We start from the raw sequence: 12,575 nt of genomic DNA on the forward strand, positions 1-12,575 counted from the left end.
CGTGATGTTGGGGAAACAGTGGTGAGCGCGAAGACAATTGGCAGCCTGCTGGCGGTGCCGCTGATGGTCGCGGGCGTAACGGCGGGGCCGGCGGGGGCGACCCACGCGATGCACCCGGACTTCGCCCTGACCAGCGAAGCCCTGGTGATGATCCCGGCGATGAACCAGTACTGGCTGGATCTGAGCAAAGACCGCTACCTGATACCGAACGGGTTCCCCGAAGACGGCACAGCGACGTTTCTCCAGGTGCCTCAGACCTACGATCTGAACGCCAGTCTGCGAGGTGCCACCGAGATCCTCGTGGCGGCGATCCAGAACAGATGGGACGCTGGAACATTCGACGCGGAGGACCCGCTGTATGTCTTCGGATACTCGCAGGCCTCCGTGGTGGCGGGGCAGGCACAGTTACAACTCGCCGAGTACGGGATACCCACGGAGGCGCTGCATTTCGTGCTCGTGGGCAACAGCGCCGCCGAGGGCGGGTTTCTGACCGGGTTCATGGAGACCTTGCTCAGTTGGGTTCCGGAGCCCTGGCGCGACGATGTGGCCGACCTGGCCGCGGAGATCTTCAGGATGCTCCGGGTCGATGAGGCGATGGGTCAGCTGACCCCGAATGACCTGTACCCCACGGACGTCTACGCCTTGACCAGCGATGGCTGGTCCAACTGGGCGGGTGGCGCCAACATGTTCGGCATGTTCTCCGACCACCTGGCCTACCTCGGCCTGTCGCCGGAGGAGGTCGCGGGGGCGACCCTGAATCCCGATATCGGCTCAGACCTCACGCGCTACTTCATGATCGATACCTGGGACGTGAACATGTTCCAAGCGTTGATGAACTCGGCCCAGATGATCATGGGCGGGCTGCTGGAGTTGTTGTGAGTGGTGCCGTTATCCCGCGAAGGCGGGCCGGGGCATCCGGAAACGCCGATTGAGGGTACGAAGCACGGGGGTGCCCCCGGTGCGCTGCTGCGCCCCCGCGCCCGCCAGCGGCGGAGCCATCAAGTGTGGGGTCGAGCCCGGCGTCGCGGTGATGGCCGGCGTGCTTGCGCTGGTCAACTGCACCGCGGCGGTGCCGGCCGACGGTGTCGCCGCCGCCCAGCCCGGCGGAACCGACAGCGGGCCCATCGGCATCGCGGTGCCCACCCGGGCGTGAACCGCCGTCGGGTGAACACCCGCCGACGCGGCCCCGAGCCCGGCGGCCGGCATGATCGCCGCTGCCTTGTGCGGCAAGACGCCCTCTCCCAGTTTGAACAGCAGACTTCCCCACGCTCCGCTGGTGAGCTGAATCTGTATCGGTGTTTGCGTGAACTTGGTGTAGGCGTTGAAGTACTGGTGCAGTTCGAGCACCGACGGGGGCGGCGGCTGTGTCGGTGCGGGGTCCGCCGTTGCCGGCGCCGACAGGGTTTGCAGCTGTTGGGGCAGCGTCGACGCTGCCTCGCCCTCGACCGGGGTGGCGGCGGCACGGCCCACCGCGGCCTCCTGTGCGGCCAGGCCAGCCTGGGTGGTGGTCGCCGGCGGTTCGGCAAACGGCGACAAGTCCGCGGAAGGCGCGGACGCTTCGGCGTAGCCGAACATCGCGGCGGCGTCTTGGGCCCACATCTCGCCGTAGGCGGCCTCGGTAGCCGCGATCGCCGGCAGGTTCTGTCCGAAGAAGTTGGTCGCAACCAACGCGGCCAACAAGGTGCGGTTGGCGGCGACCACCGCCGGCGGCACGGTGGCGGCAAACGCGGCCTCGTAGGCGGCCGCTGCCATCCGGGCCTGGGCGGCTGCCTGCTCGGCCTGGAGTGCGGTCCTGGTGACCCACTCGACGTACGGTGCGGCGGCGGTGGCCATAGCGGTCGCCGACGGACCCGACCAGCTGTGACCGTGCAGACTCGTCAGCGCCTCGGAGTAGCCGATCGCGGACAGTTCGAGCTGCAGGGCCAGGCCGTCCCAGGCAGACGCCGCCGCCATCAGCGGCCCCGAACCCGGCCCGGCATACATGCGGGCCGAGTTGATCTCGGGCGGCAACATCGCGAAGTGAAACATCAGAATCGCCGACCTGGTCGCTCAGCCGCCGGCAGAGTGGCGGGGCATCTTGAAGCGCCGGGGCGCGACCCGCAGCACATTGCTGACCGAACCCCGCGCGAGCGCGCCGCCCAGCGCCGCGGCCGGCAGTGCGCCCATCATGCTCGGCGTGAGTCCCTCGGCCTCGGACTCGGCGGCCAGCTCGACGTCAGACAAGAACAGCGGATCTTCGGCCATGGTGGCCACGGGCACAGCTTCGGCCCAGGCATGTGGTGCAGATAGCGCTCCCACCGACGTCGCTTCTCCGACACTGGCCAGCACCGCGCCACCGGCACCTGCCGCGTCCAGCTCGGCCGCGCCGGCCGTGGCCACCGCCGGCGCCGCGGCCGCCGCGGCGCCGGCTCCGGCGCTGAGAAACTTTTGGGCCGCCAGCAGGAAGGATCCCCCGTTGGCAAGGGTGCGGACCAGTTGGAGGGCATAGGTCGACGGACCCGACAGGGTGTTGACCATGCCGATCTCTTCCAGCAGCAACAGTTCCTTGAGCGTCGGCGCCGCCGTTGCGGAGACGGCACCCGGCCCGGTGGAGAGGTTTTCCAGCTGCTGAGGCAGCGCGGACATCACCTTGGTGAGGTCTTGCGCGCCCGCTGTCGCGGCTGCCTCGGCCACCGAAGCCTCCTGTGCAGCCAGCCCGGCGGGGTTGGTGGTCGGCGGGGGCTCGGCGAACGGCGGCAACTCGGCGGCGTGCGACGAGGACGCGGCATAGCCGTACATCGCGCCGGTGTCCTGGGCCCACATCTCCGAGTAGTCCGCCTCGGTGGTCGCGATCGCCGGCGTGTTCTGCCCGAATATGTTGGTCGCGCTCAACTGCTGCAACTGCGTCCGGTTGGCCGTGACCGCCGCCGGCGGCACTGTCGCCGCCAACGCCGCCTCATAGGCCGCCGCCGCCGCCCGGGCCTGGCTGGCCGCCTGCGTGGCCTGCGCCGCGGTGGCCGCCGCCCACTCCGCAAACGGTGTCGCCGCGGCCGCCATCGCCGCGGCGGCCGGACCCGACCACCCCTCGCCCTCCAGGCTCAAGGTGATCGACGCGTACCCCTGCGCGAACGCCTCTAACTGGGCGGCCAGTCCATCCCAGGCCGTCGCCGCGGCGATGATCGGGACCGAACCCGGCCCGGAGTAGATCCGGGCCGATGTGACCTCAGGCGGCAGCACCCCGAAATCCAGCATTTGACAGCACCTTCCCAGGCTCGACCGAATGGGGTGAAGGTTCGCAACCGTGCGGCAGGTGCGTCCAGCCCGGTCCGCGGGTTCGCCGCGTCAGCCGGCGGGGCCGGGTCCAGACGGACGGGGCCGTCAGATGAGCGAACGGGCAGGTAAACCCGGCATTGAGGCCAGGTGGCCAAGTTGTGGCGACCGCCCGGCAGGGATTGCGGTCACCGTGCGTCAAACTCGGCTGCCAAGCGGCCTCACCAGGCCCGGGACGGCGGTGGGCGCGCGGGTCTCGAGCCTCCCGCCGAGTGGGAATCTGACGACATGACACCGCGACGGCGTCGAAGAGTTCCCAGTCGGACCGGGACTAGCGCGCGGCGGCGTGCCTATGCGGCCGGGGTCTCGCTTTCGCGCTGGCGCGCTCAGCGCCCCCGGCGGTGCTGATGCGGCTGGGTCTCGCTTTCGCGCTGGCGCGCTCAGCGCCCCCGGCCGGGAGGCCCCGCGAAAGCCTGGGCGATCTCCAGCCAGCGCTGCGCGTCATCCCCGTGCGCGACGACGTCGAGGTCACCGAGCGCACGGCGCTGCGTGACCAGGAAGCAGAAGTCCTCGGCCGACCCGGTTACCCGCTGCTCGGCGTTCACCGGGCCCCACGCCCAGACACCGCCGCCGGGTGCGTGTAGTTCCACGTGAAACGGTTCGGCCGGCGGGGTCAGGTTGTGCACGGCGAAGGCGAAGTCGCGGGTCCGGACACCCAGATGCGCAATCGAACGCAACCGCGCGGTCGGCACCCGCTTCACCCCGAGCGCGTCGGCGACGTCCAAGCCGTGCGCCCAGGTCTCCATCAGCCGGGCGGTGGCCATCGACGTCGCGCTCATCGGCGGCCCGAACCACGGCAGCTTGCGGCCCTCGGCGACGCCGAGCAGCGCCTCGTGCAGCCGCGCCCGGGTCGAGCGCCAGTCCGCCAACAGCTCGGCGGGCGGGAGCTGCGCCAACTCGGCGGCGCCCTCGTCGACGAATTCGGTCGGATTACGCATCGCCACCGCGAGCGCGTCGGCGAAGGCGGCTTCGTCGGTGATGGCGGTCAGTGAGAGCCGGTCGGTCCACAGCAGATGACCGATCTGGTGGGCGATCGACCAGCCCGCCGCCGGCGTGGGGGCGCCCCATTGACCGTTGGTGAGCGGGGCGACCAGGGCATCGAGCTCGTCGCTTTCGGCAGTCAGATCAGCGACGATCGGTTCAGTTTCCGCCATCTCCGTACCTTAAGCCCACCGGTTCGCGCCGCCGCCCGATGATGGCGTGCGCGGTCAAGCCCACCAGGTACAGCAGCGTGCCGGCGACGATCAGCGAGGGTGACTGCCCGTCGGGGGGAATCACCGCCGCGGTGCCGGCCACCGCGACGATGAACGACATCCAGAACAGCGAATCCTGGACCGCGAACACGTGCCCGCGCAGAGCGTCGTCGACGTCGATCTGCATGGCGGTGTCGGCGCACAGTTTGACCACCTGCCCGGCCACTCCGAGCAGGAAGCCGCACGCCACCAGAACCGGCAGGTACAGCCCGATCGCGCCGAGTTGGATCACCGCGGCTGCCGCCAGGGCGCCGTTGGCGGTGGCGTAGCGGCCCCAGCGGCGCACCGCGGGCGGCGTGAGCACGGTGGCCAGAAAGGATCCGGCGCCCGCGGCGGCGACGAACAACGCCGTGGTTCCCAGACCGGCCACCGCGTGCTCGCCGACGTGGCGCACCATCACCAGCACCAGCAAGGTGTTGATGCCGAAGGCCATTCGGTGGGTGGCCAGCCCGGACAGGGTGGCGGCGACGGTGGGCCGGTCCCGCACCGTCCGGATACCGTGCAGCCAGCCCGTCGTCACCGCGTAGAGCACCGAGCCGTGGATGGCGCGCTTGGTGTCGTCGGGACCGAGCACGCGGGCGGGGAAGCGCAGTGAGAGCACCAAGGCGATCGCGACGGGAATCGTCACCGCCGCAATGATCGAGGCGGCGCCGCGGTCGCCGGAGCCCACCAGCCAACGCGGCAGCAGCATGAAGTTGGCGCCCAGGAAGGCGGCCACCGCACCGGTTGCGATCGCCAGGGCATTCATCGTCACGACCTGCTCGCGAGGCACCACGTGCGGCAACGCCGCCGACAGCCCGGAGGCGATGAACCGGGTGAACCCGTTGGCGATCAGGGCCGCGCACAGCACCGGCAGATCATCGGCACCCGCCGCCAACAGCGCGGCGATGCCGATCACCAGCACCAGACGAGCGGAGTTCGCCACCACCAACACCATCCGCCGGTCCCACCGGTCCAGCAGTGCGCCGGCGAACGGTCCCAGGACGGAATACGGCAGGAACAGCACGGTGAACGCCCCGGCGATCGCCCACGGGTCGGCGGCCCGGTCCGGGTTGAACAGCAGGGCGCCGGCCAGCCCGGCCTGAAACAGGCCGTCCCCGAACTGGCTTACCGCCCGCAGTTCCAGCAGGCGGCGGAACTCCGGTAGGCCGCGCGCGGTCCGCCACAGCGATGCGGGCGCGCGGGTGTCCACCACAGAACCTCTCCAGACTCGGGCGGCGACGCGGCACCGGCCCCAGACCAGAGTACAAATCTTTGAGGTCGCTTGACGTTCGGCACAGCTGGCCCACGATCACGGGTCTCGGGTGACATTATGGGAGAGTGGCGCAACCCGAAGACCCCGAGGACTACGTCGCGCCCGCTGCGCATCGGGTACGGGCCGGCACGCTGCTCCTGGCCAACACCGACCTGCTCGAACCCACCTTTCGCCGCACGGTGATCTACGTGGTCGAGCACAACGACGGTGGCACCTTGGGCGTGGTGCTCAACCGCCCCAGTGAAACCGCGGTCTACAACGTGCTGCCGCAGTGGTCCGATCTGGCCGCCAAACCCAAGACGATGTTCATCGGCGGGCCGGTGAAACGCGACGCGGCGTTGTGCGTCGGTCTGCTGCGGGTCGGGGCGGAGCACCACGGTGTGCCCGGTCTGCGGCACATCGACGGCCGGCTGGTGATGGTCGACCTCGACGCCGAGCCGGAGACCATCGCTCCCCACGTGGAAGGGGTGCGGATCTTCGCCGGATACGCCGGCTGGACCATCGGCCAGCTCGAGGGAGAGATCGAGCGTGACGACTGGATCGTGTTGTCGGCGTTGCCGTCCGACGTGATGGTGCCGCCACGGGTGGACCTGTGGGGTCGAGCGCTGCGGCGGCAGCCCTGGCCCACCGCGCTGCTGGCCACCCACCCGATCGACATCAGCCGCAACTGAGCGGCGCCGCCGGCGTCAGGAGCAGCCGCACCCGCTGCCGCACCCGGAGGCCGGCTCCGGCGGGGCGTTGTCCGCGCAACCGCAGCCCGCTCCGCAGCCGGTTTCCTCGGCGGGTGCACTGTCGCCACAACAGCAGCCGGACCCACAGCCGGCGGCTTCGGCCGCCTGGGCTTGAGCGGACAGGCGCGCCGCGTAGCGGGCGCCCTGCCAGGCTCCGGCGGCCAGCGTTCCCAGCGCTCCGGTGACCGAGATGATCAGTGCCAGCAGTCCCACCGAGGGCGGGGCGAAGATCACCAGCACACCGCCCGCCGCCAGGATCGCCCCGACCGCGATCTGCGCGGGTGCAACCGCACGCAGCACCAGCTGCTCGGGGTCACCGGTCAGCGGCCGCGCCAGGGTTCGCACACCGAACACCAGCGATACCAGCGCCGCAACCAGGCACAGAACACCCACGATCAACATGGGCTCCAGAATACGAGCCGGGTTGTCAGCCGGCGGTGCCCACCTGGGGTTGCGCCGGGAGCGTGGCGCCTGCCCCGTGGGGAGCAGCGGGCAGATGGGCGACGCCGGGCGGCGCCACGCCGCGTGGAGTGACGCCGTTTGGAGTGACGCTGAAGCCGTTGACGATCCCGTCGGTCGCCGGAGCGTGGCCGACGGCGCGGCCGGCGCCGGTGGTCACGGTCAGCGAGACCAGGTAGGCGGCGTCGTCGACGGGGACGATCACATGACGCCGGGAGGTGTTCAGGGTCATGTCGGCGTCACGGTAGGTGCCTTCGATGATCGAGGAGGGGAACCCGTTGAAGTCCTCCAGGGAGGCGTTGGTGGTCTGCCAGGCCATCAGCGTCTGGCTGTCGACGAATCCGTGGGTGATCGCTTCCTTCGGATCGAACTGCCCGTTCAGGCGGTAGACCACGACCTGCGCGTTGGGGGTGTACAGCGACCCGCTGTGCCGGTCGGCGATGACGGCGAACGCGTCGGGAACATTCGGGTCGGGGACGTGGGTCCAGCCCGCCGGCATCGGCAGGGTGATGTTGAACGCGGTGAAATTCGCGGCCTGCTGCGGCTCCATCTGCACCTTCTTGGCCGCGAAGTAGTCGCGCAACGTGCCGGAGGTGGCCGGCACCAGGCCGTTCGGCGGCGCCGGCGGTGCGACGGCCGGGGCAGGCAGCGCCGGGCCGGGAGCTGCCGGCCGGGGTGCCGCCGGCAGCGGGGCGGTCACCGGTGCTGCTGCGGGTTGGGCGGCCGGGCCGTAGGGGTTCGGCGGGACCGGGACCAGCGGATCGGCCGAGACGGCGGGGATACCGCCCCAGCCCGCCGCCACGAGGGCGGCGCAGCCGACCAGTAGCCGCCAGCGGCGCACGGTGTTCGTCATCTCCAGGGGTCCTTCCGGGGCGGGCGGGGCAACGCTGGCCCGGCCGTGAAACGACGGTAACCAGCCGGTAAGGGCCCCGCCAGGGCCGCAACCGACCTGGAACGAAGCCCTGATCGGCCCGCAATGCAACCGATACCAAGCTGTGGCGAGCGGCCCGGCGAACGCCGCCCTTTACCCTGTTGAGGTGAACGAAGCCCCGACCACTCAGGTACCTGGCGACCCCGGCGGTTCAGCGAGGCTCGACGGAGGAGAGGCGAAGCTGGGACCGCCGCTTGAACACAGCGACCAGGTGCCCCCGCATCGCTACAACGCGGCGCTGGCCGGGCGTATCGAAGAGTCCTGGCAGGAACACTGGGACCGGGCCGGGACCTTCAACGTCGCCAACCCGGTCGGCTCACTGGCACCGGCGGACGGCTCGGCCGTGCCCGCCGACAAGATGTTCGTCCAGGACATGTTTCCCTACCCGTCCGGTGACGGCCTGCATGTCGGCCACCCGCTCGGCTACATCGCCACCGACGTCTACGCCCGCTACTTTCGGATGACCGGGCACAACGTGTTGCACGCGTTGGGCTTCGACGCGTTCGGTCTGCCCGCCGAGCAGTACGCGGTGCAGACCGGAACCCACCCGCGCATCCGCACCGAGGCCAACATCGAGAACTTCCGCCGGCAACTGCGGCGTCTCGGGCTCGGCCATGACCGCCGTCGCAGCTTCTCTACCACCGACGTCGACTTTTACAAGTGGACGCAGTGGATCTTCCTGCAGATCTACAACGCCTGGTTCGACACCAGCGCGAACAAGGCCCGCCCGATCGCGGAGTTGGTCGCCGAATTCGACGCGGGCACGCGCACACTCGACGACGGTCGGCACTGGGCGCAGCTGTCGGCCGGTGAGCGCGCCGACATCATCGACGGCCACCGGCTGGTCTACCGCTCGGACTCGATGGTCAACTGGTGTCCGGGGCTGGGTACCGTGCTGGCCAACGAAGAGGTCACCGCCGACGGGCGAAGTGACCGCGGCAACTTCCCGGTGTTCCGGAAGCGGTTGCGGCAGTGGATGATGCGGATCACCGCCTACTCCGATCGGCTGCTCGACGATCTCGACCTGCTGGACTGGCCGGAGAAGGTCAAGACCATGCAGCGCAACTGGATCGGGCGCTCCACCGGCGCGGCGGCGTTGTTCGGCGCGGCCACCACCGGCGGTGACGCGGTGGACATCGAGGTGTTCACCACCCGTCCGGACACGCTCTTCGGCGCCAGCTACCTGGTCTTGGCGCCCGAGCACGACCTGGTGGACCGCCTCACCGTTGCCGAATGGCCGGACGGGGTCGATCAACACTGGACCTTCGGAGCCGCCACCCCTGCTTCAGCCGTCGCCGACTACCGGAAGGCGATCGCGGCGAAGTCCGATCTGGAACGCCAGGAGAACAAGACCAAAACCGGTGTCTTCCTGGGCAGCTACGCCACCAACCCGGCCAATGGCCAGCAGGTGCCGATCTTCATCGCCGACTACGTGCTGGCCGGCTACGGCACCGGCGCCATCATGGCCGTGCCGGGACACGATCAGCGGGACTGGGAATTCGCCGCCGAGTTCGGCCTGCCCGTGATCGAAGTCATTGCCGGGGGAGACATCTCGGAAGCCGCCTACGCGGGCGACGGCACGCTGGTCAACTCCGGCCCGCTGGACGGCATGACCGTCGACGACGCCAAGAAGGCGATGACGCAGCGGCTGGAGGCACAGGGCCGCGGCTGGGCGCGCATCGAATACAAGTTGCGGGACTGGCTGTTCGCCCGGCAGCGGTACTGGGGTGAGCCGTTCCCGATCGTCTACGACGCCGACGGGCGCCCGCACCCGCTGGACTCCGCAGCGCTGCCGGTTGAGCTGCCCGACGTCGGGGACTACTCGCCGGTGCTGTTCGATCCGGACGACGCCGCCAGCGAACCCTCACCGCCGCTGGCCAAAGCGACCGATTGGGTGCATGTCGACCTGGATCTCGGTGACGGCTTGGCGTCCTACACCCGCGACACCAATGTCATGCCGCAGTGGGCGGGCAGCTCCTGGTACGAGTTGCGCTATACCGACCCGCACAACACCGAACAGTTCTGCGCCCCGGAGAACGAGGCCTACTGGATGGGTCCGCGGCCGGCCGAACACGGACCCGAGGATCCCGGCGGAGTGGACGTCTACGTCGGCGGCGTCGAGCACGCGGTGCTGCACCTGCTGTACTGCCGCTTCTGGCACAAGGTGTTACATGACCTCGGCCACGTCAGCTCGCGCGAGCCCTACCGGCGCCTGGTCAACCAGGGCTACATTCAGGCTGCCGCCTACACCGACGCGCGGGGATCTTATGTGCCGGCCGCCGACGTGGTGGAACGCGACGGAAAGTTCTTCCTGCCCGGCCCGGACGGCGACACGGAGGTCTTCGCCGAATTCGGCAAAATGGGTAAGAGCCTGAAGAATTCGGTGTCGCCCGACGAGATCTGCGACAGCTACGGCGCCGACACCCTGCGGGTGTACGAGATGTCGATGGGCCCGCTGGAGATGTCGCGGCCGTGGGCCACCAAAGACGTTGTCGGCGCACATCGTTTTCTGCAGCGGGTGTGGCGGCTGATCGTCGACGAGGAGACCGGCGACAGCCGGGTGCTCGACACCGAGCCGGACACCGAGACGCTGCGGCTGCTGCACCGCACCATCGTCGGGGTGTCGGAAGACTATGCGGCACTGCGCAATAACACCGCCGCAGCCAAGCTGATCGAGTACACCAATCACCTGACCAAGGAGCACCGTGACGGGGTCCCGCGCGCGGCGGTCGAGCCGCTGGCGCTGATGCTCGCACCGCTGGCACCGCACCTGGCCGAGGAACTGTGGCGGCGACTCGGCCACGAGTCCTCGCTGGCGCACGGACCGTTCCCGGTGGCCGACCCGGCGTATCTGGTGACCGACACCGTCGACTACCCGGTACAGGTCAACGGCAAGAAGCGGGGACTGGTCACGGTGGCCACCGACGCGGGCACCGATGCGATCGAGGCCGCCGCGCTGGCCGACGAGAAGGTGCAGGCCTTCCTTTCCGGTGCCACGCCGAAGAAGGTGATCGTGGTGCCCGGCCGCCTGGTGAACCTGGTGGTATGACAACGATGCCGGTGCTGCGGAACCTACTGACGCCCTTCACGTTGTGGTGGCGGTACTGGCCGCAGCTGGCTGCGTGTTACCTCGCCGGGGTGGTCATCCGCCGCGTGGTGATCGCCGCGGCGGCCTGGGCGGGGCACAGCAATCCGCTGTGGGCGGCGTTGATCATGCCCTGCGCCGGGTTGGCGCAGCTGGGTTCGTACGTGGCGATGTTTCTGGTGCTGCGCCCAGGAATTCCAGCGCTGGCGACGCTGCCGCGGCGGTCGCTGCGCAGCGTGGACATGTTCACAAGCGTGATCGTGCCGTTCTTCGCGATCTACCTCGGCTGGCAGATGTTCAAGGAAGACTGGCTGGCCTATCAGCGGTTGGTACTCAATTACCGGGTCGCGGACGCGATGAGCGGCATCAACGTCGAACTGCTGCCGATCTCGCGGATCACCTGGGTGGTGGTCGGCCTTGCGCTGGCGTCCCGATTCCTGCTGTCGCACTTCAGTAGTCGGCTGCCGGCAGCGCTGACCGCCGTGCGGGTCTACGTCGACGCATTGTGGGTGTTCCTGGTGCTGACCTTCTCCTTGGCGGCCGGAATCACCGTCCTGATCAAACCGGGCGAATGGTTCAGTCACCGCCGGCTGGTGGTCTGGTTCGACAATGTTCGCGCTGATGCGTTCTCCCACATCGAGCCGCTGGGAGCGCTATGGAAGGGTGCTATGTGGCTGCTGCGGACGGCGTTCGGTGGTGCCGCGGTGCCGCTGATGTGGTTGGCCGCGGCCGGGATCGTCTACGGGGTGTCGACACAGATCGACTGGCCCACCATGCTGCGGAGGCCCAATCGCTCCGGTGAAGCAGCGGCTGGGATCACCCAGCGCTGGCGCCAGACACCCGAACAGCTGCGGTCCCGGGCGTCGGAGTACGCAAAGTCGAAGACCGGGCGGTTCGGGCCGATCGTCGACGCGGCCCGGCTGATCCTGCATGGTGGCCCGATAGGCCTGTCGGGTTACGTGCTGGCGTATCTCGTGCTGGCATGGCTGGACATGAGGGGAAGCTTCTATCGCACCCAGTTGACCGAGGGCTACCTGTTCCGGGGCATGGCGAAGCTTCTCGGGCCGCACGGACCGGAGTTCTGGTCGGCCTTCGGCGGCACCATGAGCCTGGCCTCACAGCTGATTGTGCAACCGCTGCGGATAACGCTTATCGCCGCAATGTTCGCCTACTGCGTACGCCGCGCCAACCTGCCGGCTTTGAGTGGTGAAATCACTGGATCACAAGGTGATTCGCAGCAGGATGGCCCCGTCGGTGGCAATCAGGTCTACGGCGGTGGGCACAGCGTCGGAGGGCAGCAGGAAGCTCAGTTGCAAAGGCCCGGTCCTGCTGCACCGGTCGGTGGCGCCGTCGATCAGTGGCGCTCCATTTCCGATGGCCGCGGTCTGCCAACGACGCCTCCCGTCGGTGATGACGGCGGTGCATTCCCCGGGTGGTGGCGTACCGGCCCGCTCGATCGTGACGACGGCTAGCGCCGTGTGGGTGGGCAGCGTCACCGTGGGGGCGTGTGGCACCGCGTTGAGGTGGTGAACAGTGCCGAGCCGCCACGTCT

The 12,575-nt window shown here is 69.3% G+C and carries 10 protein-coding genes; 4 read left to right on the forward strand and 6 right to left on the reverse strand.

Annotated features, from left to right (window positions below; genetic code table 11):
• The first annotated feature begins 21 nt into the window (after nt 1-21).
• Entirely contained in the window at nt 22-879 is an 858-nt protein-coding gene (locus tag AWC16_RS15795) for a PE-PPE domain-containing protein (protein ID WP_085265680.1), read from the forward strand.
• Between the two features lie 9 nt (nt 880-888).
• On the opposite strand, the gene AWC16_RS15800 is transcribed toward AWC16_RS15795, so the two are convergent.
• From AWC16_RS15800 to AWC16_RS15815, 4 genes are all read right to left on the reverse strand, one after another.
• The gene (locus AWC16_RS15800) at nt 889-2,028 is read right to left on the reverse strand and encodes a PPE family protein (RefSeq protein ID WP_085265681.1); all 1,140 of its coding nucleotides are present in this window, start codon (nt 2,026-2,028) and stop codon (nt 889-891) included.
• A 21-nt stretch (nt 2,029-2,049) separates the two neighbouring features.
• Entirely contained in the window at nt 2,050-3,231 is a 1,182-nt protein-coding gene (locus AWC16_RS15805; RefSeq protein ID WP_085265682.1) for a PPE family protein, read from the reverse strand.
• A 458-nt stretch (nt 3,232-3,689) separates the two neighbouring features.
• Nucleotides 3,690-4,463 (reverse strand): TIGR03084 family metal-binding protein, encoded by a 774-nt coding sequence (locus tag AWC16_RS15810; RefSeq protein WP_085265683.1) that lies wholly within the window; start codon nt 4,461-4,463, stop codon nt 3,690-3,692.
• Nucleotides 4,450-5,757 (reverse strand): MFS transporter, encoded by a 1,308-nt coding sequence (locus AWC16_RS15815; protein WP_085265684.1) that lies wholly within the window; start codon nt 5,755-5,757, stop codon nt 4,450-4,452. Before AWC16_RS15815 ends, AWC16_RS15810 begins: the two co-directional genes overlap by 14 nt.
• A 125-nt stretch (nt 5,758-5,882) precedes the next feature.
• Here AWC16_RS15815 and AWC16_RS15820 point away from each other — a divergent pair, with 125 nt between their 5' ends.
• Nucleotides 5,883-6,488: a YqgE/AlgH family protein gene (locus tag AWC16_RS15820; protein ID WP_085265685.1), complete on the forward strand. Its 606-nt coding sequence runs from the start codon at nt 5,883-5,885 to the stop codon at nt 6,486-6,488.
• A gap of 15 nt (nt 6,489-6,503) precedes the next feature.
• On the opposite strand, the gene AWC16_RS15825 is transcribed toward AWC16_RS15820, so the two are convergent.
• Both AWC16_RS15825 and AWC16_RS15830 read right to left on the reverse strand, forming a co-directional pair.
• The gene (locus AWC16_RS15825; RefSeq protein WP_085265686.1) at nt 6,504-6,950 is read right to left on the reverse strand and encodes a hypothetical protein; all 447 of its coding nucleotides are present in this window, start codon (nt 6,948-6,950) and stop codon (nt 6,504-6,506) included.
• Between the two features lie 25 nt (nt 6,951-6,975).
• Complete coding sequence (locus AWC16_RS15830) at nt 6,976-7,860, reverse strand: LpqN/LpqT family lipoprotein (RefSeq protein WP_085265687.1); 885 nt, start codon at nt 7,858-7,860, stop codon at nt 6,976-6,978.
• 259 nt (nt 7,861-8,119) lie between these two features.
• On the opposite strand from AWC16_RS15830, the gene leuS reads away from it, so the two are divergent.
• Complete coding sequence (leuS, locus tag AWC16_RS15835) at nt 8,120-10,987, forward strand: leucine--tRNA ligase (protein ID WP_085265724.1); 2,868 nt, start codon at nt 8,120-8,122, stop codon at nt 10,985-10,987.
• Nucleotides 10,984-12,495, forward strand: coding sequence for a hypothetical protein (locus AWC16_RS15840; RefSeq protein WP_234812298.1), 1,512 nt, complete (start codon nt 10,984-10,986; stop codon nt 12,493-12,495). The genes leuS and AWC16_RS15840 overlap by 4 nt, the downstream gene beginning before the upstream one ends.
• The last annotated feature ends 80 nt before the right edge of the window (nt 12,496-12,575 follow it).

Source organism: Mycolicibacter longobardus (genome assembly GCF_002102265.1).
GTDB classification, from domain to species: Bacteria; Actinomycetota; Actinomycetes; order Mycobacteriales; family Mycobacteriaceae; genus Mycobacterium; species Mycobacterium longobardum.

What these genes read in the sequence shown, in the direction of transcription:
- AWC16_RS15800 (WP_085265681.1), bottom strand. Translation starts at nt 2,028, where the DNA reads ATGTTTCACTTCGCGATGTTGCCGCCCGAGATCAACTCGGCCCGCATG.
- AWC16_RS15805 (WP_085265682.1), bottom strand. Translation starts at nt 3,231, where the DNA reads ATGCTGGATTTCGGGGTGCTGCCGCCTGAGGTCACATCGGCCCGGATC.
- AWC16_RS15810 (WP_085265683.1), bottom strand. Translation starts at nt 4,463, where the DNA reads ATGGCGGAAACTGAACCGATCGTCGCTGATCTGACTGCCGAAAGCGAC.
- AWC16_RS15825 (WP_085265686.1), bottom strand. Translation starts at nt 6,950, where the DNA reads ATGTTGATCGTGGGTGTTCTGTGCCTGGTTGCGGCGCTGGTATCGCTG.
- AWC16_RS15830 (WP_085265687.1), bottom strand. Translation starts at nt 7,860, where the DNA reads ATGACGAACACCGTGCGCCGCTGGCGGCTACTGGTCGGCTGCGCCGCC.
- AWC16_RS15840 (WP_234812298.1), top strand. Translation starts at nt 10,984, where the DNA reads ATGACAACGATGCCGGTGCTGCGGAACCTACTGACGCCCTTCACGTTG.